A 22,908-nucleotide genomic window follows, 5' to 3' on the forward strand; every position below is an offset into this window, starting at 1 on the left:
CTCCTTCCGTGCTCTAATATCCATTGGCTAGCTTTCATCTCCTTCACCACTTAAGCTAGCCCAATTCTCCCCCATTTCGGTTACCTTTTACATGAGTCAACCACCATCCCTTCGGTTACATTTTAGATGAGGCAATTCGCCCGCTTGCATATTTGCAGCACCCTGATATAATCAACGCATAAACCCAACGTATGGATATTGACCGAGACGAGAGATGGTCAGTGTGCCTAAGAGTGCCTAAGACAAAACGAACCAGGGCTGCTCAAATTTGGATGGCAGCAATCAACCGCTCTGTGAGCAAGACAAGATCCCGGAGAAGGCTCTGCTTGGTTTCATTACTAGCGTTTCTTATAGCGCTCCCTGCCGTGCTGGCCCTGCTGACAGTCTCCGCCAGTACCGCTGCCGCCGACACGCCGATATCTCTGCATCTCTCCGGATGGGGTTGGTGTCTTGCTTACAAGGACGTTGGCAACGTGACATTGAACCTGCAGGGAAACATGATACCGCGAGATAATGCCACCGAGATTGCCGACCTTTGGCTCACAGGGACGTTGTCATTTGACCTACCCAACAGGACTGATACCTTTGATCTTGAGCTGCGTGGGACGAAGGTGAGATCGCTTTTCTTTCTGAAACAAGTCACCGGCGGGGTTCAGCCAGTGATTGCAGAGTTTGAGGGGTCCTGGGTGACGGACAACGCTTCACTCAACGACTACGTAGCCTGCGAAGGACGTTTGGCAATACCGGCACCAAACCATGTAGCAAAACCTTATGTGTTCGTGTTGAGGACGCGTGATGTCGATGTCCCCTCAAGAGAAACGGGCAACTATGTCTCGAACATAGAATACATCATACAAAGGACAACCCTATGCTTTGACATAGTGTCTGACAGGCTGGCAGACGGGGGCGCACAGATTAAGGACCTGATTGGCTCAGTGCTCACACGCGCGGCAGTCATTGTAAGGGAAGCGAGAAAAATGGGGACACCGTATCTTACATGAGTATCATTGTTAAACATCAGATGGCCTCAATACTCTTCAGATTGCAGGTAGAGTGAAATGATCGCAATCATAGTAATAATCGTCATCGTAGTTTTGCTTCCCATTATCCTCTTCTTTTCTCTGGTGGGCTTAACCCTGGCCATCTGGTGCGGGCGGCGGATAGGGCCCTACTTTGTCAACCTCGGAAGATGGTTATCCAATTGGCACAATTGCCTCCCTTGTAGCTGCATGGGCTGCATGACCTTCATATTGATCCTGGTTGCTACCGCCTTTATTCTGCCCAGCAGTCTGCGCCTGCCACTCGTGCTGCTGGTTATATTTGCCGTTCTTATCGCCCTGTTGTTCACAACACCTGTCTGGATTGCCAGAGTATTCAGCTGGGCTTGGCCTCGATTTCGACAATGGTTCTGGCGCTTTCCTCCCCAGTTCTGGGATCTGGTGTGGAAAAGAATACCTGCAATGGTCGAGAAAAGGATGCCCGGCGGTCCTCAGACAGGTCAAGGGAAGTCAACCAGGAAACCGGTTGCAGGCCCCGAATCCACAACAGCCGAGGCAACAACAGAGCCTCAAACTCAGGCGATGCCTCCTGAGAGACATTCCTGGCTGGATATGGCCTGGCTTTGGAGCTTGCTCTGGGGAAAACCCCAAAAGCCAGTGAGAAAAAAACCAACTGCTGCCTCACCAGCTTCGGCCGCGGGAGCGGCACAACCTAAACCGCTGGCCAGCGTTCAGCCCTCTGGCAAGCGTTCCCGGTTCAGTGTTTCCTCTCTCTGGAGTATGCTCTGGGGCAAACCTCAGCAGCCCGTGAAAAAGAAACCAAAGGCTGGGGCCGTGCTTTCCGAAACGCAGTCGCAGGTGGTTGTATCAATACCGGAGAAGACCAAGGCCGGAGTAGCTGCAAAGCCGCGCACTGGCCTTCGACCGCTCACCTGGCGCCTGGGGGTTTTCGTGTCACCGATGAGGAGGCGAATGCAACGGATGTGGGGCAAGCCAGCACCTCCTGGAAAGAACACGATGAAAGCACAGAGCAAGACTAATGCTACTGCCACACCACTGGCAAGCCAGTCAACGCCTGCTGTGGATGTGCCTGGCATAAAAACTCAGCAGGCAAAGGCAGAACCATCAAAAGCCAGGGGTGGGCCTACGGCTGCGGTCAACTTCGTCAGGAAGCGCTTCTGGCTGGCTATCTTCTGGGTGGTTGAAAAGGTGCGGACCGGCGTTGGCTTCATACTCCGCCTGCTGCACCTGAACGGAAGGAAGAAATGAGGAGCCACAGGGTGATTCGCAAGGCTATGATTACTCCCGAACCAGGCACGGTTCAGACTTCTGCAAGCCAGCAAGGCATCGGCCTTGTCGAGCCCGCATGCGACAGGGAATACCGACAGGCAATGCCTGCTGAAGAACAGGAACGCCTGACCGTCGCCTCTATCTACCAACCGGTTCAGTCACGGATGGCCAGCGTCGAGGAAAGGCTGAATCTGGTGATCGCTGATGCCCCTCCCGGGATGACAGAGCAAATGCAACATGCTTTGAAAGGCGGCGGCAAGCGGATCCGCCCTGCTTTGACCATGCTGGCAGGCAGCTTTTACCACGGTGATTCTGAATCCCTCGTCTCTATGGCGGCAGCAGTGGAACTATTGCACACGGCCACACTGGTACATGACGATACCATCGACAACTCCTTGCTCCGCCGCAGCAGGCTGACTCTCAACCGTCTTTGGGGAAATCACGATGCAGTCCTTTTGGGAGATTACCTTTGTGCCGCAGCGGCCTACATGACAGCAGAAACAGGAAACATCAGGGTGATGGGGCTTTTTGCTCAGGCCCTGGCAGCTATCTGCAGTGGTGCCGTCACAGAACACGTTGCCAGATCACACAGGAGCAGGGATGAGTACTTCCAAACCACAGGCTGGAAGACAGCCTCCCTTTTCTCCGTAGCCACCGAGTCAGGGGCAGTGCTGAGCAGGGCGCCAAACAAGGTGGTGAAATCGCTCAAGGACTATGGCTACAACCTGGGAATGGCTTTTCAGATTGTAGATGATATCCAGGACGTTACGAGCGATCTGTCGCGAGGCATAGTCACCCTGCCAGCAATACTGCTGCTGGGAAATCCTGAGAATCACTGGATCTCGGAGATGCTGGGGCAGAATAGAGAGGCGGGTCTGAGGCTGATCACTGACATGGTGCACGAATCATCTGTTGTTGAAGAGTGTTCTCAGATTGCAGAGGGCTTTGGACAGCAAGCTTGCTCTGCCCTGGATCTGCTGCCTCATAATGCGGCCTATGAGTGTCTGGTGAACCTGACACAGTATTTGACGGAGAGGAAGGCTTAATTTGTTAGTAAGCCTCAGAGATTCAAATCATAAATCCTGAATCCTAATTTCGAAATCCCAAACAAATTCAGAATTCAAAATTCAAGTTCTAGGCAATTCCTCAAAACTCTCCTTCTGACTCCCATGCCCCCCACCCAACTGTCCTGGATTCCCGCGTGCGCGGGAATGACGGCGGCAGATAAGGACTGTCTGGTTGTGATTGCTAACCCGGGCGACTCGCGAGTCGCCCCTACACCACCTCCTGCCTCTGAAGGGCAGGGGTTGCTTGCGTGGAGATGCTTTGATAAACCAGCGCCGGTTGAACAAGTCAGCGTAACAATCGAGATTCTTCGCTGCGCTCAGAATGACACAGCGGGCAATATGTCAGTATGACACCTATGAAAGCCTGTGGCCCTCACAGTAGGCAATATCAGAATGACAATGGTCACCCAGCATGAACGAGTACTATATCTATATCATGACCAACAAGGCAGGCACGCTTTATACTGGCGTGACCAATAACATCCAGAGGCGTGTGTTCGAACACAGGAACAAACTGGTGAAAGGTTTTTCCAGGAAGTACAACATCACGCAGCTTGTTTACTACGAGGTGACTACCGATATTAGCGCCGCAATTGCCCGGGAGAAGCAGATTAAGGGGTGGCTAAGGGTGAAAAAGATCGCCTTGATCAAGTCCACTAATCCGAACTGGAGAGATGTGAGTGAAGAATGGTCTGCAAATGGAGATTCTTCGCTGTGCTCAGAATGACACGATCGTAGCTCATAGCTGATGGCTCGTGGCAGAGATTCTTCGCTTCGCTCAGATTGACACCTATAAAAGCCTGTTGCCCCACAGTGGGCAATATGTCAGAATGATATTTATGCGGTTTGTCACCCTGAGCGAAAGCGAAGGGTCTCCTCCCACAAAGCGAATGACGCCTATTCCTGCAACTGAGCACTAGTTTTAAGCAGAACGAAAGTCGAGGTGAAGCCATGGGAAGAAAAGACTTCGGACGGAAAGAACACAAGAAGACCAAGAAGGATGCCAAGAAGCTCGCTGTGGCTGAGATTCTGCCTACACCCGTTACAGTTGAACTGATCAAGACAAAGGGCAAGAAGGAGTCCCCTCCAGAGGAGGAATGAGGCCGGGGGGCAACTTACCATCAATTATACCCTGGCATCCCTTCATGCCATGGTTTACGGCCATGTGCAGGGAGTCTTCTTCCGGGCCTTTGTGCAAGAGCACGCCAATTCTTTGGGGCTGACCGGCTATGTCCGCAATGTACTCCAGTCGAGTGCGGTGGAGGTGGAGGCAGAGGGAGAGCGATCGGGACTGGAGAAGTTGCTGGAGCTTCTGCACCAAGGCCCTCAAGGAGCAGTAGTAGACAGGGTGGAGTTGACATGGGGAGAATACGGCGGGGGGTTCTCAGGTTTCAGCATAAGGCATTAGAACTCTTTCCCCCGGCAAAGGACAGTCAACTTGCATGTACGGGAGGCCGTTGTGGCCTCACTACAGGCGGTTCGCGAACCGCCCCTACAGGCTTCTGACGCGTCTGTCTCCGGGACAGACAGGGGTCACAGGAGAAGGCCCAGGAGGACGCCCACACCTACCAGCAAAGGAGTCAATAGAGTGAGCAATATGTTGCTCCCCATAAAGGGCAGCAGGCCACCGATATTATCATAGTTCTTGAGAACGCCCCGGCCCGTCTTCACAGCCAGCGGCAAGGTCATCAACCCTATCAGGGCCGTCACTGGCAGCAACTCGAAGGCCACCGCGAAGATCAAACTGAGATGAGCAGCTGTCATCAGCCCCACATATATCCGGGCACTGCTTCTTCGGCCGAGGGCTATGGGGAAATGGCGTCGTGAGGCCACCTGGTCGGCCTCGATATCAGGAAACTGGTTGAGCAAAAGCAGATTGGACACCAGAAACCCCGGCACCAGTGATGCCACCCCGGCTGCCAGGGTGTATTCCCCCGTCTGAGTGAATTGTGTGCCCAGAACCATCAGCGGGCCAAATCCCAGACCAGGGGCAATAGCGCATAGCAACGGGGTTTTGGTGATATGAGTAGTATAGAAATATACGACCAGTATACCCAGTATGCCCAGGGGTAGAATCTTCACACCATATTCAACAGTGAAATAGATTCCAATGCCAGCTACTCCCAGAAGGCAAGCCAAGCCAAAGAAGTAAACGTGCTGAGGCTTAAGAAGACCTGCCGGGAGTACGCCGCTGCCACCGCTGAATGGTGTTCTCTTTGTTGCCAGGTCCACTCCACTCCGGTAGTCAAAGTAGTCATTGAGCACGTTGACACTTATATGTGCCAGCAAAGCACCCACCAGTGCCAGTACAAGATGGAGACCATTTACCCGGGAATGCCCAGAGGAGCGTTCATAGACGGCCACAGACAATCCCACCAGAAAGCAGACCGGCGTCAGCAATAGGAATTGAGGCCGCGTTTCAAGAAACCAGGTCTTCACATTCCGCCTGTAAGCTGCTTCCATACGATATTACCCCCATCAAAAGAAAGGATAAACAAAACGCGGGCATATCCCATGTCGATGGCAACATGCCGTCAGGGCACATCAGAGCACAAAGGAAAGAACAACAAGAACGATAACCATTAGCCCGGCTATTACTCCAATCGTCTTCAAGTCCCTAACTAGGTATGGCTGCTGAGGGACAGACTGCTGGACAGGTGCAGAGGGTCGAATTAGAGGTGCAGCAATAACGCTCTTACCAGGTGGGGCCTGACCAGACGGTTGAGTGGTCTGTGGGACATAGCGTCTCCTCTTGCCCCTTTTTCTGGAACCATAAGAAGCACCTTTAGGCATTGCCAACCTCCTCCAGCCATAGCCGTCTTACTGTATGCTCTATCACTTCGTAACCGAAGCCTCGTTGCCTTAGAAACGAGGCCAGCTTGCTTCGAAAGACGTTGTAGTCAGCCTGAGCCAGCTTACTGGCTCTTCTCTGCGCCGCTCGATAGGCATTCCCATCTTCATTCACTCCCACAACCATCTCATCAGCAATTTGACGGGCAACTCCCTTTGACCTTAGCTCCCTTCGCAGCATAGCCTGGCTACGGGGGCTGAATGATTCGCGATTCTCCTTCCAGAATTGGGCAAAGGCATAATCATCCACTAGTCTCTTCTCTCTCAATTCTGCCAGCACTTCTGCTATGGCTGAATCATCAAATCCTTTTCGCTTTAGATATCTGGTTACCTCAAGTTCGCTCCGGGGGCGATAGCTGAGATAACGGGAAGCGCTATCAAGACAGGGTTGATGCCTGGCATCCACTTGTGATCTCATTCAGATGTGGCTGCTTCTTCCTCAACAGGAATAGCGGCAGCCGGCAATGTACCCTTGGCCCTGATCTGGCTTTCTATCTCCGCGGCAACTTCCGGATGCTGTCTGAGGTAGCTCTTGGCATTCTCACGCCCCTGCCCCAGGCGAGTATCACCAAAGGAGAAGAAGGCTCCGGTCTTCTTTATCATCCCCATGGCCACACCCAGGTCCATGAGATCGCCTTCTTTGCTTATGCCACTTTGAAACATAATGTCAAACTCCGCAATCCTGAATGGCGGAGCAACCTTATTCTTCACCACTTTAGCCCTGACCCGATTGCCGACTATCTCACTGCCCACCTTTATCGAATCCACCCGCCTGAGATCGATCCTCACCGAGCTATAGAACTTCAGTGCTCTACCACCCGGAGTCACCTCCGGGTTGCCAAAGAAGACCCCTACCTTCTCACGCAGTTGATTGATGAATATAGCTGACGTATGCGACTTGCTAATGGCACCAGTCAGCTTCCTCAGGGCCTGCGACATCAGCCTGGCCTGCAACCCCATCTGCGCATCACCCATATCACCCTCAATCTCCGACCTTGGGACCAGAGCTGCCACCGTGTCGAGCACTATCACATCCACTGCCCCACTCCTCACCAGCGACTCCGTGATCTCCAGAGCTTCTTCAGCCGAGTCAGGCTGCGATATCAGAAGATCATCCACCTTGACCCCGCAATGGCTGGCATAAGTAGGGTCAAACGTGTGCTCCACATCTATGTAGGCAGCTATCCCCCCTCCCTTCTGAGCCTGGGCTACAATGTGATAAGCCAGGGTTGATTTCCCCGCAGACTCAGGGCCAAAGATTTCTGTTACTCTGCCACGAGGGATCCCCCCAATTCCCAAAGCCAGGTCAAGCGAAAGAGAGCCAGTGGGAATAGACTCCACCGCCAGCTTCGCCGAAGCCTCGCCAAGTCTCATGACGGAGCCCTTCCCAAACTGCTTCTCTATCTGTTCAATAGCTAGATCCAGGGCTTTCTCTTTCTCTGTCGCCATTACTCATTCCCCTTCTTTTTCTTCATTAGATGGCATGATAACACAGGCCCTCACGCAGTACAAGGCTAAAAGGGAGGTGCAGGAGGCATAACCAGCTTGTGAGCATTGCGAGTAATCTTCTCTTCAATCCTTCTCCTCACGTCTTCCGGGGCTTTGCCGCTGGTGAAGTAAGTGTCGAGATGGTCATAGGTCAATCCCATCTCCTGCTCGTCGGTCTGGCCCTCCCACAGTCCTGCCGATGGCGGCTTATCAACAACTTCTTCAGGAATGCCGACATGACGTGCCATTTCCCGCACCTGTCGTTTGACCATATTGCCCAGAGGCAGGATATCAACACCGCCGTCTCCATATTTGCTGAAATAGCCTATGCCCAGTTCACACTTGTTGCCGGAACCTACCACCAGATAATGCAGGCGATTGGCGAAGTAATACAGTGTTGTCATCCTGATCCTGGGTTTGAGATTGGCTTCAGCCAGTATCTTCGTAGCGGGAACCAGACTATCATCAGACAAACCAGCCAGAAATGCATCAAACACGCTATCCAGACTAATAAGCCTGGTGGGAATCTGGAACTTGTTGGCCACCATATAGGCATGATCCACGTCCATTTGAATGCTGTGACAGGGCAAGAGCAAGCCAAGAGTGTTGTCAGGCAGGGCCAGCTTGGCCAGTACAGCAGCTACTGAGGAGTCAATTCCTCCACTCATCCCCACTACCACGCCACGCGCACCTGCCGCCGCTACCTGCGCCTTAATCCAGTGCACCAGTTTATCAACTGACCGCTGCATAGAGAATACCATTACAAATGTACCAGTTATAGCCCTTGTTATTCAAGCAAGCCGGGACTTGCCGGGAAAGCCGGGGGAACTTCGACCCATGTTAAACCACATGCTATTTTAGTCAGGGAAAGGGAAAACAATCACAACTACTTCAACAACGATACGGAAGCCTTCCCCGTGAATAATGCCAAGAGATTGTCGGATATGTTGAGTGCATTTCCCATTTGAGGGCATTCAAGCATTCTATGCTAAAATCTAGATATCATGACAAAGAATTCCCTGAGTACTAATCGTGCTGATACAGAAGCAATTCAGCACTTGAAACAGGCAGTTCTCACTGATAAGCATTGGTATATTGCCTTGCTTGAAGCTATCGGCTTATGGGGAAGCGCTGAGGAAACCATTGACGGAAGGCACTATCGGTACCTCATTGGCGATGAGGCATTTGACTGGCTCTCACTTGCGGAGCGTCTTTGCCTGGAGGTTGACGGCCTTATACCAGAAGAGGAGAAAATGAGGCTGCTCTTCACCGCTACGCCTCCCATTGAGCTGCCCCAGAAGGAATTCCGCCATCTTATCGGTGAGACCAAATACCGAGCCTACCTTAACTACCTTTACGGGGTTGTGGTGGAGGAAGCACTGCTTTCTACAGTCCAGGAGGAGATATGCAAAGAGCAGGCAGGGATCGGCCTCGGTCATTATGATCGTATTGAAGAAGAAGCCTTCCTTCGAATCTACGGCGCTGACATGAGCACTCTGCTGAACCAGTTCAGGAATGAAAATAACTATCCCGAGAGTGATTCAATCACGCTAACAGAGTATAAGGAATTCACCTATTGGCTGTTCAAATATCGGGTCGACAGGAGCGAAAAGGCAAGGGTTGCCAGTGATACTAAGAAAGCATTAAGCTGGCTGCAGCATCAGTGGGACTCAACAATAAAGAAAAAGCCTGACCAGCCATAGGCACATCTTCACTCTCTGTCTGAGTCAGATTATGACAGCTTCAGGAATGCCAGGCTCAACAGCAACTTCTTGGTCCCCAACTTCCGAAAGGCCACCTCAACCTCATAGTCATTTCTGACAGGAACACAGCTTGTGACCACACCTTGACCAAACTTCGCATGTTCCACATAATCGCCAACTTCCGGAACCAAAGTGTCTATGCTGACTGCCGGCATCGACTCCTGCTCTTCAAATGAAGCTCTACACTGAATAAGGTGTTGCGGAATATCCTCAAGGAAGCGTGACCGTGGGTTAGCATTCGTGCCTCCCATCAGGCTGCGCCGTAAGGCACGAATCAGATACAGTTGCCTCTTCGCACGGGTCATGCCCACATAACACAGACGCCGCTCCTCCTCCATCTGGGCCGGGTCATCAAAAGACCTGATATGAGGCAGGATACCTTCCTCCACACCCACTATAAAAACCACCGGAAACTCCAGACCCTTGGCCTGGTGGAGTGTAATCAGGGTCACAACATCTTTCTTTTCATCCAATTCATCAACGTCAGAAAAGAGACCTACCCCTTCAAGGAAAAGAGCCAATCCTTCCTCAGGCTTGAAGTTCTGATATTCCTTCGCTATCCCGCGCAACTCCAGGATATTGTCCCAACGCTCCTCACCATCCGGGAGTTCCAATGTATATTCTTTATATCCCGTTGACCGGATTATGGCATCCAGAAGGTCGACCACATTGAGCTCCATGCTTTGCTTGACCAGCTCTTGAAGGAGACCAGAAAAGTCTGTCAGCACCTGCGCAGCACGACCGGCAAAAGGAGAGCCGGATTTGTCCTGGGTCAACCTCTCGAGCCCCGTATATAGTGGGATATTAAGGCTCTCCGCCCATCGCGCTAGTTCCTCCAGCTTTCGCGGCCCAATGCCCCTCGGGGGAATATTGACTATCCTTGTTAAGCTAAGACTGTCGTGGGGATTATAGGCAAGTTTGAGATAGGCAATGATATCCTTGATCTCACGCCGCCCATAGAACTGGACAGTACCAACCACCTGATAAGGTATCCCGCAGCGGATGAAAGCTTCTTCGATCACCCGTGATTGAGCATTGGTGCGGTACATAACAGCACAGTCAACCGGCGAGGCCTCACCTCTATCCATCAGGCTCGCAACCTCATTCACCACAAACTGCGCTTCCTCGGCTTCACTATAAGCCTCGACTACCCTGATAGGAAGACCAACCTCGTTTTCAGTCCAAAGCTTATTCTCCTTACGTTTACGGTTGACCGAGACAACCGTATGGGCTGCCTCCAGGATATTCTTGGTGGAACGATAGTTCTGTTCCAGATAGACGACCTTTGCTTCAGGGAAATCCTTCTCGAAACTGAGTATGTTGCGTATATCGGCATGCCTCCAGGAATATATTGATTGGTCAGGGTCACCCACAACGCAGATATTGCGATATTTTCCTGCCAATTGCCTTGCCAGGGCATACTGAGTAATGTTTGTATCCTGGAATTCATCGATAAGCACATGAGCATAGCGTGACTGGTACTTCGTCAATACCTCGGGATACCCTTGAAAGAGCTGGTAAGTCCTCACCAAGAGATCATCAAAATCCAGGGCCTGACTCTCAACAAGAAGCGTCTCATAGCGCTGGTAGACTCTTTGTACTACCTCCTCAAAGTAGCTCCGGCTACGCTGGCCGTAGTCATCTGGCGTGAGCAGTTGACTCTTGGCGCCGCTTATGGCGGATTGAAAGGCTTTCGGGGCATAGGACTTTGGGTCAATACCAAGCTCCTGAAGGCTGCGCTTTATCAAATTGAGCCTGTCATCCTCATCGTAAATAACATACCTGGGGTTCAAACCCATCACTTGCCCGTCCCGACGCAGGATAGCAGCACAGACAGCGTGGAAGGTACCAAGAGACACCTCCTCTACCAAGCGTCCCAGAAGGTGATGGAGCCTCTCTCTCATCTCCCTGGCCGCTTTGTTGGTGAAGGTGACTGCTATGATAGAACGCGGGCTGACACCGCAAACCTTGATAAGATAAGCCACCCGATGAGTGATAACCCTGGTCTTGCCACTCCCTGGCCCAGCCAGTATAAGCAAAGGCCCCTGAACGGCCTCTACAGCCTCCCTCTGGGCAGGATTGAGATCCTCTAAGATATCGATCACAGGTTCAGTTCCGAAGCTAATTGCAGTGTCGGCAAATCGAGGACGTCAAGCAAAACCGGTTAAAAAAGATTGCCTTGCGCTGGCTGAATCCAATCGAAAGAAGCCTGTAGGTATCTATTCAGCCAACCTCGATCATTCTATCCACAGCCTTCCTGGCTTTGAGTAGGATATCCCCAGCAACCTTCACCCGGGGCGACATGTCTTCCATAGACCAGAGGATATTCTCCAGGGTAATCATTTTCATATTCGGGCAGACAGCTTGCTCAGAAACAGGGATAAATACCTTATCCGGGTTCTCTTTCCTCAGTCGATGTATCAGGCCGATCTCAGTGCCAACAATTATCTCTGCAGCCTGACTGCTCCTGGCATGCCGGATCATTCCGCCAGTGCTGAGAACAAAGTCAGCAATCGCCACTACCTCCGGGCGGCACTCCGGATGTACCATCACCTCAGCTCCGGGATACATCTTCCTCAGCCTGTGGATATCCTCTGCCTGTATGCGCACATGGGTGGGACAATACCCTGGCCAGAGTATCATCTTCTTACCCGTCTTTGTGGAGACATAGTGACCCAGATACTGATCAGGTACAAAGATGATCTCCCTGGCCTCCAATCCCTGAACAAGCCGCACAGCATTTGCCGAAGTACAACAGATATCCGACTCGGCCTTCACCTCAGCAGTTGTATTAATATAGCAGACAATTACTGCACCAGGATGCTCCTTTTTCATCTTCCGCAGGTCTTCAGCTCGAATCATATTTGCCATAGGACAACCAGCCTCCATGACCGGTAATAGCACTATCTTGTCCGGGCAGAGAATCGATGCCGTCTCCGCCATAAAGTTCACTCCGCAGAAGACAATTACATCAGCATTAGTCCTGGCTGCATTCTGGCTCAATTCCAGAGAATCGCCTACAAAGTCAGCTATATCCTGAACTTCCCCCAGTTGATAATTATGGGCAAGGATGACTGCGTTTCTCTCCTTCTTCAAGCTTAGGATTTTCTCTGCCAACTGAGCACGGCTATCTTTCATTAGTCCGTTATCCTCCAAGCACCAGAGTAGATGTTCATCCTTTTTCCTCTGACAAGCCCAATCAGGGTTATGCCCAGATCAGCGGCCAACTTTACTCCCGCATTGGTAGGTGCAGCTATGGAAACAATAATGGGAATGCCTCTTATAGCCACCTTGAGAGACATCTCCGAGGAAATTCTCCCGCTCACAATTATGATCCGATCGTCTGTTGGCATGTCCTTCAAAATGCATTCCCCGAAAATCTTGTCCAGAGCATTATGCCTTCCAATGTCCTCGCTGAAGATCAGTATGGTATTCCTGTCACACAAAGCAGCACTGTGAACGCCGTGAGTTGCCTTATAAACTTCGGAGTGATGCTGAAACTCATCTACGAGAGCAAACACCTCGCCGGATGACACCTCAACATGCGATTCCACTCTTCTCATGTTTTGAGCATCGGCGATACTGTAAAAAGAGGCCCCCCTACCACAACCAGAGGTAATGAAACGCCTGTTTAAGACGTCAGTACCAACACCCTTGTCCCCTTTGGTCTCGATCCATACTATACCCTTCCGTTCATCAGCTATTATCTTCTTGATCTCCCCTTTGCTCTCAAGAAACCCTTCAGAGAAAAGGAACCCCACAGCCAGATACTTCAGATTCACCGGAGAGCATAGCACGGTCACCAACTCCTGATTATCCAGAACAATAGTGAGGGGAGATTCCTTGACAACCAGGGCTTCGATATCACTTCTTCCTGTTTCAGTGATACGTAACACCGCGGTCTTCTCCGCCTCTTGGGCAATCTCTTGAATATCCATTTGTGTTACGTCTTTACTGCTATCCCATTTCCTGGCCTGACCAACCCGCCGTGGACTACCTTGGCAAATACCCCTTCTTTGGGCATGATACACTTGCCAACCTCACGGAAGATCGCACAACCAACATGGCAATCCTTGCCAATCTGGGTCACTTCCAGGACAACCTCTTCCCCTACGGACAACCGGGTGCCGACAGGCAAGGAAACAAGAGCTATCCCTTTGGTGGTGAAGTTCTCAGCAAAATCTCCTGGCCCAACCTTAAGACCCATATTTACCATCTTATCAATGCTTTCCTCTGCGAGCAGGCTTACCTGCCGATGCGTGCAGCAGTCGGCATGTGCATCATCGATAACACCGTAATCTTTTTTAACAATTACTGACTCGACAGACTCCTTCCTGGTGCCTTTATTCTTACTCTTGCAGACCGCGATTATCTCAGCCACTATTTTTGAGCTTTCAAATACTTATCCGGATTCTGAACAAAGGCCTTCTTGCAGCCAGGAGCGCAGAAGTAATAGGTCTTCCCTTTATACTCTGTCCTGGCTGGTGCCTTCTTCTCGTCTACCTCCATTCCACAAACAGGATCCTTAGCCATCTCACCCACCTCCTTGAACAAATTGATCCTTATCCATGTCATGTCTTCCCAGCAGCTACGATAACCCAGCAGCCATAGGAATAGCAATCACATTATATAGGAAAGTACGGATGGGAGGTCAGTGCTTAGCTATCTCTCGAGAGAGGTGAGACAGCCCTGAGCCTGGCCACTATCCGAGGTAATACCTCCAGGACTCGACCTATCTCTTCTTCAGTAGTTTCCCGGCCCAGGCTGAAGCGTAGCGAGCCCCGGGCAAGCACACCAGGTAATCCCAGCGCCAGTAGAACATGAGAGGGTTCCAAATCGTGCGAGGTGCAAGCTGAACCAGTGGAAGCAGCAATGCCTTCCATGTCCAGGCCAATGGCCATTGACTCCCCCTCCACAAACCCAATACTTACATTGACATTGTTGGGCAATCTCTGCACAGGGTGGCCATTAAGATGGATTTCAGGAATTCGCTCAAAGAGCCCTTGAATAAGCTTGTCCCGTAGAGAGGTCAGACGTTTCGACTCTCTATCTACTTCCCTTTGAGCAATCTCCGCCGCCTTGCCAAACCCGACAATTGCAGGAACGTTCTCTGTACTGGCCCGGAGTCCCCTCTCCTGTCCCCCACCATGCATAAAGGAATCGATCCTTGTCCCTTTGCGAATATAGAGAGCTCCGACCCCCTTCGGACCGTATAGTTTATGAGCCGACATGGCCAGTAAATCTATGCCAAGTTCGTTTACATTGACCGGTATATGACCCACGGTTTGCACTGCATCTGTATGAAAGCAAATCCCTCGTTCTCTGGCAATCTTGCCTATGTCAGCTATAGGCTGGACAGTACCCACCTCATTATTGGCATGCATCACTGAAATCAGGACAGTTCCAGCCGTAATCGCCCTCCTTATTTCATCGGGGTCCACCAGACCATTCCGATCTACAGACAGACAGATAACTCCAAACCCCTGTCCCTCCAAAACTTTGCAGGACTCAAGCACTGCATGGTGCTCTATGGAGGTAGTGATAACATGATTTCCCTTTTGCTTATTTGCAGAAGCCGCTCCCTTTATGGCAAAGTTATCAGCTTCTGTTCCCCCACTGGTAAAGATAATCTCTTCACTCTGGGCCCCGATAAGACTGGCAATCTTATGTCTGGCCTCCTCTACAGACGCCCGTGTCTCCTGACCCAGGGAATGTATGCTGGAGGGATTGCCGAAAGCACCGCTGAAATAGGGCAACATAGTCTCCAATACCCGTGGGTCTGTGGGCGTGGTAGCCGCATGGTCAAGATATATCCTTTTCATTCATCCCTCAACAGAAACAACCTTCACCTTGCCCCAAATACCTATGCGGTTATCCTTGATAATCACTACCCCTTCTATTCCCTCAACGCCCTTGGCAAACTCAATTCCCCGGGGAATATCGTCCGCTTCTTTAATGAGGTTGCCCACAGCCGTAGCAGCCGCATCCGCCAGAGAGGTAGAATGCGAGAGCACAATACAGGCATCAGACCTGCCGAAACTAAGAGAGTGCCCCACCGTTCCTGCCGAAGTGCAAATTCCCAGCGGGGTCTCCTCAGGCTGTATTTCCAGGGCAATCTTCCCTGTAAAAGGAGAGGACTCCCCGGCATAAACTCCTATTGATCTCATCCCAAGGGTCCTCATAAATATATCCCCGCCATTTTCCACTATCACCTCTCGCGAAAAAGGCAGCAATTCCTTCCCCACAAATTCAGCTACAGCTCCAGCGACTGCAGCCATGGGCCCAACACCAACCTTGCCTGCCGCCTCAGCCATCGACTTAACGATTTCCGGCGCATCTTGCTCAACGGGGAAAGGCCTAAGACTGGTGAGGAACTCAGGATGCCGCTGAATGTACCCCTCCAGCAGAGCACGGTGCTTTAGCAGTACTTTCAGTGCCTTCCTTTTGAGGTTGCGTCCTGCCCGTACGTACAAGTCTGATTCTTTCACTATGACTGTGAAAGAAACTAAATCCTTGTCCCTAACCCAATGCCGATAAAACCTCGGCTCATATTCATGCATAGACTAAAGGCGTATCTCCATTGCCCGAGGGGGACAGGCTTTTATACACAGCCCGCAGACAATGCACTTTTTATCAAGGAATTTCACGCGTCTGCTGGGTGTCTCCAGAACAAATGCACCCGTGGGGCAAATCGTAATACAAGCACCACAGTGAGTGCATCGCTTCTCATTACAGTAGACATCACGGCTAAGGGGCTGAATTTTCACACCAACTTCAGCCAGGAATCGGACAGCCTTCTCATAGTCCTCACGCTCACCACTCAACTCCAGGACTAACAGCCCCTCTTCATTAGGAGTTATTGAAGCTTTAAGGATGTTGAACATGAGGTTGTAATCTCTGACCAACCTGTATATTACCGGTTGATCGACAACAGTGCGCGGGAAGTGCAAAACCACTCTTCTAGCAATAGCCATTTCCATCCCCCTCTAAGAAAGACGTTCTTCCAACGGTTTGAAAGTAATCCCCGATTCTACACCGGGCAATGGTGCTACAGGCTCAGTCAACAGGAAATGTCCTTTGGATATCCACTCCTTCAAGGTCTGGGCAATTTCAACAGCCTTGGGATAGCTGGACAAAGAGGCCGTAGGAACCTCTTTCTGTTGCACTACTATTTTGCCGCTCTTGAGCTGAGCATAACTAACCTCTCCCAGGATATCTGGCTTTCTCTGGGGATAAGCGTCAGAATAGTCCACTATCGGGGCAAGGATTTCCTCATCTCTAACCGCGGTGTAACGCAGTATCTCCTCGGATAGTATGGGGATGGGAACGCCGATCCCCACCACGAGAGTGCAGCCATAACCCAGGAAGCTCACCCCACGCAGCCACTCCGGCTTCATCTGCTTCAGGTTGCCAATCACCGCCAATGTCCCCGCACCGCGTTTAGGCACACCGTTCTCTCCCCGAAGAACATTGGGGTTGTGCTGCGTACCATTCCAGGCAACATAGCCCACCCCGCCACCCAGGAATATCCTGGTTCCTATGCCGATAGTTTTGTAATATGGATCATTGAGCAACGGAGAAAGCTGTCCTGCTGAACAGTAGTTGGCATTCCCCAGGTTCGGTTTGAGTACCCCCATATAGGTATAGATCGTCCTGTCAGAAAGATTCACTGCCACATTATAATTCTGATATGCATTCCTGATATTGAACAGCACTGCCTCATTGATGCCCTTTATATTGATCAGGGTTTCAATCTTCTTCCTTGGATAGCAATCAGTTCCATACGCAGTAGCTATGAACCTTATATCCTTCCCTGCCACCAGCTCCTCAATTACGTGCCCGCCCCCGTAGTTGAAATCTCCGGGGTGAACTCTATTCTTCGGATCATTGTCAGGCATGGCAGTAGCACCGAGTAAAATATCTACCGCGGCGAATCCTGTATAGGCAGGAACGTCATTAAGATAAACAGTCCCACCACCGAGCTTTATCCTTGGTTTGGAATGCCCAACATTGAGGTAGGCGCCGGAGGAACACATTGGGCCAAAGGTGGCTGTGGTCACTACATCAACTTCCCGGGAGGCCTTTTCCAGCCCTTTTTTCTCAACAATACCGATTACTTCCTCGGCTGTTACCACAACCGCCTGCCCCTTGCGTATCTTCTCATTGATTTCCGCTATTGTCTTCGGCATCTCCATGCCTCCTTTCTATTCGCCATCCCCTGTCTTTGGCTCCCTCACGGTAACCTCAACATTAAGCAAAGCCTCCAATTGTCTTACTCTCTCGGCCAGCTTATCCTGCCGCTCTGTTATTAACCTGATGTTCTCGCTAATAGGATCGGGCAACTTGCCGTGTTCCAGATCGACAACCAGTGCTCTCTTCTCCTCTACTACTCTCCCCGGAACTCCTACCACCGTAGCTCCAGGAGGAACAGGCCTTACTACAACAGAATTGGCGCCAATCCTGGCACCTTCTCCTACAGTGATAGGGCCCAGCAATATTGCTGCAGCACCCACAACTACATTATTTCCGATTGTGGGATGACGTTTCTTCTTTTCCGAACTCGTTCCTCCCAGAACGACCCCCTGATAAATGAGTACATCATCCCCGATTTCCGTTGTCTCCCCGATAACCACACCCATCCCATGGTCAATAAAGAACCTCCTGCCAATCTTAGCCTCGGGATGAATCTCCACACCCGTGAGAAAACGACCGGCATGGGATACCAGACGCCCCGCCAAACGTAATCTATGCTGCCAGAGGAACCGCGCCAGGCGATGAATCCAGAGGGCATGCAAGCCGGGATAACAAAATACAACCTCCAGCAAGCTCCTCGCTGCCGGGTCCCGTGCAAAAACTGTCTTTATATCCTCTTTCAGCCGTCTAAAGATCTTATCTACCCCTTAGCCAGGATACCCTGGGCCAACTTCGCCGCTTTCTCACCTGACAAGAGCATTCCCCCAAAGATAGCTCCCATCCTCGGGGAGCCAAAAACAGCATTCGCCGCCATGCCGGCAACTATTAGACCGGGATATGCCTCTCCAGTGTTCTTTATAATCTCCCTCTCGCCCTTCTCTGCCCACATTGACTTCTCACCCTCCACACCACCGCTGGCAGTGCTCAGGTTCTTGCCTATCTTTCTCTCTACAATTTTACATACCTCGCTGTCGTGTCCCGTGGCATCAATAACTACTCTCGACCTTATAGTCAGCGGGTCCACATGAAGCTTGGCCAGAGACACCGCACTCCAGTTCAAAACCAATCCATGGATTCTGTTATCCCCCCGGATCATCACATCTTCTACACTCATCAGGTTAAATACCCTTGCTCCCGCCTTCATTGTAACAGAGCAGATAGTAGAAATAGTCTCCAGAGCGTCGGCGACATAGTACCCCTTCTCATACTCCTTAGTTCGGACTCCAAAATCATCCAATATATGCATCGCCGCACGTTGAAACACAATGCGGTTGAACATCATACCCCCGCCAGGCATGCCGCCACCAACACGCAGTTGACGCTCAAACACAACCGTCCGAGCTCCTGCCTTCGCCAGATAGTAAGCAGCTACCATGCCCGATGGTCCTGCCCCTGCTATGGCAACGTCCACATCCATTGCCTCCATGAAGTCCTTCATAAAACACTCTGTTATGGCCCTGGATATGGTCACTTCATCCATTTCTCTAAATCCTCCTTTTTCTAGAAGAGACCGGCGGTTAGATAACGCTCGCCCGTATCCGGGAATATGACCACGATGAGTTTGCCTTTGCTTCCTGGTCTCCTGGCAACCTGCAGAGCAGCCCAGGCAGCCGCCCCGGAGGATATGCCAACAAGTATCCCCTCTTCCCTGGCCAACTTCCTCGTCATCATCATGGCGTCCTCATCACTGACCCGGATTATCTCATCAACCAAATCAGATCTGAGTATTTCAGGAACGAAACCGGCTCCTATGCCCTGAATTTTGTGCGGACCAGGCTTGCCACCCGAAAGAACCGGTGAATATGCTGGTTCGACAGCAACAACCTTGAACCCACTTTTACGAGGTTTGATCGCTTCAGCTATGCCTGTGATTGTCCCTCCCGTTCCCACGCCGGCAACAACCATATCTACCTTGCCTTCAGTATCCTTCCAAATCTCCTCTGCGGTAGTTTCCCGATGGGCCTGAGGATTGGCAGGATTCTTGAATTGCTGGGGCATAAACGAATTCGGGGTCTTGGCTGCCAGTTCCTCCGCTCTTCTCACTGCCCCTGCCATACCCTCCGAACCTGGAGTCAAGACCAGCTCTGCGCCAAAGGCAGCCAGAAGCTGCCGCCTTTCAATGGACATGGTCTCAGGCATAGTAATGATAAGGCGATACCCTCTGGCAGCACAGACAAAGGCCAGGGCAATGCCCGTATTCCCACTGGTTGGTTCGATGATAACCGTACCCTTTTTGATCAGCCCCGCTTGTTCAGCAGCTTCAATCATGGCAATGCCAATCCTGTCCTTTACACTGGACAGAGGATTGAATGATTCAAGCTTTGCTGCAACCGTCGCATTCGCCCCCTCAGTCACCACATTCAATTTGACCAGAGGAGTGCCTCCAATTAACTCAGTGATGCTATTGGCTATCTTCAACTTCCGTCTTCTTGTCCCTGATCTTACTTCATGATTAGTCATCGATTTAAGTCCACTATTCAAATAAAACGGGAATTAGAACATTGTCTTTCCAAATACCGGACAGGTCTCTATATTGAATAGACTCCAGACTTCGGTTGTCCCTTTTCCTTGTGTCTCTCAACCAGGTCTTTCAGAGTGACAGAGTCAAGAACTCCTACCATAGCTCTCTTCAATTCTTCCCACACATCCCGCGTAACACAGAAACTGGAGCGGGAACATATTCTAGGATCATCAACACACTCCACAGGCGCAACCGATCCCTCCAGAATCTCGATCACCTGGCTGAGCCTTATTTCCTCGGGTGACTTGGCCAGAGTTATCCCTCCACGCGCACCACGAATACTTCTCACTACACCTGCTTTTATGAGCGGCGAAACCAGGTGCTCCAGATACTGCGCTGAAATACCCTGCCTCTTGGCAATGTCCTTCAAAGGCACTGGGCCCGACTCACAGTTAAGGGCTACATCCAGCAGTGCTCTAACTCCATAGCGTCCTTTGGTCGAAAGCTTCATTTTCGTTCTTTGTAAACTAAATTTATCAACATTGTAGACTAATACAAAAACTTTGTCAATTACAGCACATAGCCCTGAATCCGTAGACCCTCAAAGTGGGTGTCAGGTCCCCGACCTGACCACGTCATTCCTGCGGAAGCAGGAATCCAGGAGATGCTGCCCTTTTCAATTGGTTCTGGATTCCCACTTGCGTGAGAATGACACCAAGCGTAGTAGAATTCACGGACTATGGATAGCCAACTAAGGGAAATGGTGTTTATGCAGCGCTTGCTTAACGAAGAGATAGTGGGGTTTTGTCAGTAACAATGCCTTCCCTGCGGCTCATTGCCTGCCGGAGGTACAGGGGCAAACAGAACATACCCTGGTGCGTAACACCATCATAAAAACGAGGACTCCTGCATGTTCTTGCAGACACTCGATTATCCACTTCAGCCGTAGACAGCGAGAGCGGACTCGGTTCCAGCGATGCGAGGGCAAACCCCCATTCTCCTCCGAAAGAAGGCACGTTAGCCCGATATGGGAAAACGAGAGGGAAGACAGTGCGCAGGGTGTTGTTAACGGCTACAAACACCCCCATTTCGCCCCAACCACAAGAACCAGCCTGTACACAAATAATGCCGCGAGGAGTCAGCCTCTTCATGGCCAGGCTATAGAATTCCCTGGTGTAGAGCAAACAGGATGGACCCTCTTCTACAGGATCGGTTAAATCCATTATGATCACATCAAATTGCTGCTCGCAATTAGTCAAGTATTCCCTTGCATCAAGATGAAGTAGCTGCGCGCGGCTGTCATCAAAGGAATTTTGATGTAGCGACGGAAGAAAGCGGCGACAAATATCCACAGTCTCCTGATCAATGTCAACCATTACCACCTTTTCCACTGTGCGATGATTTAATACCTCTCTCAGCGTCGCTCCTTCACCCCCACCGGCGATAAAAACTGCCGCGGGGCCAGGATGAGTGATCATCGCAGGATGAACCAGGGCCTCATGATAGATGAACTCATCCTTCTCACTCGACTGCACTTTGCCATCCAGGATCAGACATCTGCCAAAACTAGAGGTTTGAATGATCTGCACCGATTGGAACCGGCTCTCCCCTGAGTACAAAATCTCCCTCACCCTGTACATTTGCACAAAGTCGGGATTTATAGTGTCATGAAACCATAGATTCGGATCTTCTTCCATACCTTCCCCGATCTGCCCCATCTACGATATCAAAACCCCTCTCTTTATCTCCATGATAGTGGGGTCTTTGCTCTGCAGGCTCTTTATCAATAGTTCTGCTGCCAATTCACTATTCACTGAATCCCCGCAGGTAAAGATATCCACTGCAGCATAGCCAAATTCAGGCCAGGTATGCAGGGACAAATGAGACTCAGAAATAAGCACTATTCCACTCACACCCTGGGGAGAGAAACGATGGAAATGTTTGCCTATGACAGTAGCACCAGCTTGTTCAGCTGCGGAAACAAGAGCACTTTGCAGAAAACTCAGATCATTCAGCAACTCCTTGTTGCAGTCCCTCAGTTCCAACAGCATATGCTTCCCTAGCGCATTCAAATCACCTTCCCTCCTTGTTTAATTCTTGCACGTTTAAGTACCACCAAAAACACGACAACAGAACAAAGTATGATTTTATACATCATTCACATTTTTTTGCAATATGTAAGAGATCAAGACTGTTCTGTTTGGCTAAGCAATAACACTCCCTGCTCAGGAAAGACCCAGCGCCACGCGAATGTTGTCATCTATCGCCTTCATCTCTGGGGATGGCATTGGAGCCCAGCTTGCGAGCGTTCATGTTCTGCTTTTGGGCTGCGTCCTTCTTGTTGTCCCAGATCTCGGCGAGCACAGGGTCGGCTTTGGCCGTTAGCCTTAGGAGCCCTTCTGACTCTCTGGTTTCCTCACCCAGCCGAGGGACTTTGTCCAGATCCTCCTTGCGGAAGCGGCGGTGACGCTCCTGGCCAATGCGGAAGGCAGGCAGTCGGCCTTCTTGAGTCAGTTTATAGATGGTCCTCTTTGAAACACAGAGGTATTCGGCAGCTTCTTCAACCGTGAACCACTCCTTTGTGATCACCATGGGATACCTCCTGTGAAGCTCGACGGGTATCTGTTCACGATGATCATTCTAGCACATACTGGCAAATAGGTGCAATATGAACCGTTGTACCCAACAATCTGACGCGCCGCCACTTTTCTCTACGGAGAGTTCGGGAACGGCGGAGGGCGACCCGCCGTGTAATTTAATCCGCATGCTTAACCACTTCCAGATTCTCGTGCCTAGAG

The 22,908-nt window shown here is 51.0% G+C and carries 26 protein-coding genes and 1 pseudogene; 7 read left to right on the top strand and 20 right to left on the bottom strand.

Annotated features, from left to right (window positions below):
• The first annotated feature begins 326 nt into the window (after positions 1–326).
• From NTZ04_02595 to NTZ04_02620, 6 genes are all read left to right on the top strand, one after another.
• The gene (locus NTZ04_02595; GenBank protein MCX5991208.1) at positions 327–1,001 is read left to right on the top strand and encodes a hypothetical protein; all 675 of its coding nucleotides are present in this window, start codon (positions 327–329) and stop codon (positions 999–1,001) included.
• A gap of 57 nt (positions 1,002–1,058) precedes the next feature.
• Entirely contained in the window at positions 1,059–2,267 is a 1,209-nt protein-coding gene (locus NTZ04_02600) for a hypothetical protein (GenBank protein MCX5991209.1), read from the top strand.
• 11 nt (positions 2,268–2,278) lie between these two features.
• Positions 2,279–3,334 (top strand): polyprenyl synthetase family protein, encoded by a 1,056-nt coding sequence (locus tag NTZ04_02605; GenBank protein ID MCX5991210.1) that lies wholly within the window; start codon positions 2,279–2,281, stop codon positions 3,332–3,334.
• A 433-nt stretch (positions 3,335–3,767) separates the two neighbouring features.
• The gene (locus NTZ04_02610) at positions 3,768–4,082 is read left to right on the top strand and encodes a GIY-YIG nuclease family protein (protein MCX5991211.1); all 315 of its coding nucleotides are present in this window, start codon (positions 3,768–3,770) and stop codon (positions 4,080–4,082) included.
• Between the two features lie 224 nt (positions 4,083–4,306).
• Entirely contained in the window at positions 4,307–4,456 is a 150-nt protein-coding gene (locus tag NTZ04_02615; protein ID MCX5991212.1) for a hypothetical protein, read from the top strand.
• Positions 4,457–4,505: 49 nt separating this feature from the next.
• On the top strand, positions 4,506–4,763 hold the full coding sequence (locus NTZ04_02620) for an acylphosphatase (GenBank protein MCX5991213.1): 258 nt from the start codon (positions 4,506–4,508) through the stop codon (positions 4,761–4,763).
• Positions 4,764–4,888: 125 nt separating this feature from the next.
• Here NTZ04_02620 and NTZ04_02625 read toward each other — a convergent pair whose 3' ends face one another.
• The 4 genes from NTZ04_02625 to nadE form a co-directional block, all read right to left on the bottom strand.
• Positions 4,889–5,818, bottom strand: coding sequence for a prenyltransferase (locus tag NTZ04_02625; protein ID MCX5991214.1), 930 nt, complete (start codon positions 5,816–5,818; stop codon positions 4,889–4,891).
• 322 nt (positions 5,819–6,140) lie between these two features.
• A complete protein-coding gene (locus NTZ04_02630; GenBank protein MCX5991215.1) occupies positions 6,141–6,623 on the bottom strand; it encodes a regulatory protein RecX in 483 nt (160 codons plus the stop codon).
• The gene (recA, locus tag NTZ04_02635) at positions 6,620–7,654 is read right to left on the bottom strand and encodes a recombinase RecA (GenBank protein ID MCX5991216.1); all 1,035 of its coding nucleotides are present in this window, start codon (positions 7,652–7,654) and stop codon (positions 6,620–6,622) included. Before recA ends, NTZ04_02630 begins: the two co-directional genes overlap by 4 nt.
• Before the next feature lie 65 nt (positions 7,655–7,719).
• Complete coding sequence (gene nadE / locus NTZ04_02640; protein MCX5991217.1) at positions 7,720–8,442, bottom strand: NAD(+) synthase; 723 nt, start codon at positions 8,440–8,442, stop codon at positions 7,720–7,722.
• Between the two features lie 309 nt (positions 8,443–8,751).
• Between nadE and NTZ04_02645 the strand changes: the two genes are divergently transcribed.
• Positions 8,752–9,396: a hypothetical protein gene (locus tag NTZ04_02645; GenBank protein ID MCX5991218.1), complete on the top strand. Its 645-nt coding sequence runs from the start codon at positions 8,752–8,754 to the stop codon at positions 9,394–9,396.
• A gap of 29 nt (positions 9,397–9,425) precedes the next feature.
• Here NTZ04_02645 and NTZ04_02650 read toward each other — a convergent pair whose 3' ends face one another.
• The 16 genes and pseudogenes from NTZ04_02650 to NTZ04_02725 form a co-directional block, all read right to left on the bottom strand.
• Positions 9,426–11,561 carry a UvrD-helicase domain-containing protein gene (locus NTZ04_02650; GenBank protein ID MCX5991219.1) on the bottom strand — a complete coding sequence of 712 codons (2,136 nt, stop codon included), beginning with the start codon at positions 11,559–11,561 and terminating at the stop codon, positions 9,426–9,428.
• Between the two features lie 118 nt (positions 11,562–11,679).
• Entirely contained in the window at positions 11,680–12,594 is a 915-nt protein-coding gene (gene nadA / locus NTZ04_02655) for a quinolinate synthase NadA (GenBank protein MCX5991220.1), read from the bottom strand.
• Positions 12,594–13,394, bottom strand: a complete 801-nt coding sequence (gene fdhD / locus NTZ04_02660) for a formate dehydrogenase accessory sulfurtransferase FdhD (protein MCX5991221.1) — start codon at positions 13,392–13,394, stop codon at positions 12,594–12,596. Before fdhD ends, nadA begins: the two co-directional genes overlap by 1 nt.
• 5 nt (positions 13,395–13,399) lie before the next feature.
• Complete coding sequence (locus NTZ04_02665; GenBank protein MCX5991222.1) at positions 13,400–13,840, bottom strand: MOSC domain-containing protein; 441 nt, start codon at positions 13,838–13,840, stop codon at positions 13,400–13,402.
• Entirely contained in the window at positions 13,837–13,989 is a 153-nt protein-coding gene (locus tag NTZ04_02670) for a YHS domain-containing protein (protein MCX5991223.1), read from the bottom strand. Before NTZ04_02670 ends, NTZ04_02665 begins: the two co-directional genes overlap by 4 nt.
• A gap of 125 nt (positions 13,990–14,114) precedes the next feature.
• On the bottom strand, positions 14,115–15,278 hold the full coding sequence (gene nifS / locus NTZ04_02675) for a cysteine desulfurase NifS (GenBank protein ID MCX5991224.1): 1,164 nt from the start codon (positions 15,276–15,278) through the stop codon (positions 14,115–14,117).
• A complete protein-coding gene (locus NTZ04_02680; protein MCX5991225.1) occupies positions 15,279–16,016 on the bottom strand; it encodes a UPF0280 family protein in 738 nt (245 codons plus the stop codon).
• A gap of 3 nt (positions 16,017–16,019) precedes the next feature.
• Positions 16,020–16,430 (bottom strand): 4Fe-4S binding protein, encoded by a 411-nt coding sequence (locus NTZ04_02685; protein MCX5991226.1) that lies wholly within the window; start codon positions 16,428–16,430, stop codon positions 16,020–16,022.
• Between the two features lie 12 nt (positions 16,431–16,442).
• Positions 16,443–17,645 (bottom strand): homocysteine biosynthesis protein, encoded by a 1,203-nt coding sequence (locus NTZ04_02690; protein MCX5991227.1) that lies wholly within the window; start codon positions 17,643–17,645, stop codon positions 16,443–16,445.
• A 15-nt stretch (positions 17,646–17,660) separates the two neighbouring features.
• Positions 17,661–18,332: a serine O-acetyltransferase gene (cysE, locus tag NTZ04_02695; protein MCX5991228.1), complete on the bottom strand. Its 672-nt coding sequence runs from the start codon at positions 18,330–18,332 to the stop codon at positions 17,661–17,663.
• 17 nt (positions 18,333–18,349) lie between these two features.
• On the bottom strand, positions 18,350–19,129 hold the full coding sequence (locus NTZ04_02700; GenBank protein ID MCX5991229.1) for a sulfide-dependent adenosine diphosphate thiazole synthase: 780 nt from the start codon (positions 19,127–19,129) through the stop codon (positions 18,350–18,352).
• A gap of 20 nt (positions 19,130–19,149) precedes the next feature.
• Positions 19,150–20,067 carry a cysteine synthase A gene (gene cysK / locus NTZ04_02705; protein ID MCX5991230.1) on the bottom strand — a complete coding sequence of 306 codons (918 nt, stop codon included), beginning with the start codon at positions 20,065–20,067 and terminating at the stop codon, positions 19,150–19,152.
• Positions 20,068–20,177: 110 nt separating this feature from the next.
• The gene (locus tag NTZ04_02710; protein ID MCX5991231.1) at positions 20,178–20,621 is read right to left on the bottom strand and encodes an Rrf2 family transcriptional regulator; all 444 of its coding nucleotides are present in this window, start codon (positions 20,619–20,621) and stop codon (positions 20,178–20,180) included.
• 271 nt (positions 20,622–20,892) lie between these two features.
• Entirely contained in the window at positions 20,893–21,807 is a 915-nt protein-coding gene (gene speE / locus NTZ04_02715) for a polyamine aminopropyltransferase (GenBank protein MCX5991232.1), read from the bottom strand.
• 21 nt (positions 21,808–21,828) lie between these two features.
• Positions 21,829–22,182, bottom strand: coding sequence for an adenosylmethionine decarboxylase (speD, locus tag NTZ04_02720; protein MCX5991233.1), 354 nt, complete (start codon positions 22,180–22,182; stop codon positions 21,829–21,831).
• Between the two features lie 361 nt (positions 22,183–22,543).
• Positions 22,544–22,702 (bottom strand): annotated as a pseudogene (locus NTZ04_02725) (helix-turn-helix domain-containing protein).
• Positions 22,703–22,908 lie beyond the last annotated feature (206 nt).

It is taken from the genome of Chloroflexota bacterium, assembly GCA_026389585.1.
In the GTDB taxonomy this organism is placed as follows: Bacteria; Chloroflexota; Dehalococcoidia; order UBA2247; family RBG-13-53-26; genus JAPLHP01.